Genomic DNA, 567 nt, shown 5'->3' on the forward strand with positions numbered 1-567 from the left:
GGTCAGCCGCCGCCACACCGTCTCCAGGGCGCCGCCCAGCAGCAGGTCCCGGTCTGCGGGCTGCCGGGTGCGGACGGAGACCGCGATCTGGCGTTCGCCGCCGGCGTGCAGGCTGCGGGCCCGCCGGGCGGGTTCGGTGAAGGCGGGCGCGGGGGTGCCGGTACTGGTGAAGCCGCCGTCCTGCCAGCGCAGTTCGGCCCCGGAGAGACCGTCGTAGTAGCCGCCCTCACCGTCGTTGACGACCCAGCGGTTGGGCGGCCCGGACAGCGCCGCGCGGGTGGGCAGGGTCAGTCGGGAGGTGCGCGGGGTGACGATCTGCAGGCCGCGCCCGCTGTCGACGGCGGCCCGCAGCGCGTCCGACAGCCAGGCCGTCATGGCCACCACCGGCCGGTCCTGGATGACGACCGCCGAGCTGTCGGAGAGCACGTCCACCGCGGGCTGGGCCGCGGCCGGCGCGGTGACCGAACCGAGCTCCGTGACCGGTTCGGAGACACCTTCCGCGGGGGCGGCGTCCGGCGGCCAGACGCGTCCGCCGAGCTGGGCGGCGAGCCGCCCGGCGACGGTGCC

General features: G+C 77.2%; 1 protein-coding gene. It reads right to left on the reverse strand.

Going from position 1 to position 567, the window contains the following annotated elements; translation table 11 throughout:
- Window positions 1-567: DUF6177 family protein (locus tag ACYVE9_RS30325; RefSeq protein ID WP_461031056.1), on the reverse strand; the 567-nt coding region annotated here is incomplete at both ends.

It is taken from the genome of Streptomyces sparsus (assembly GCF_054776295.1).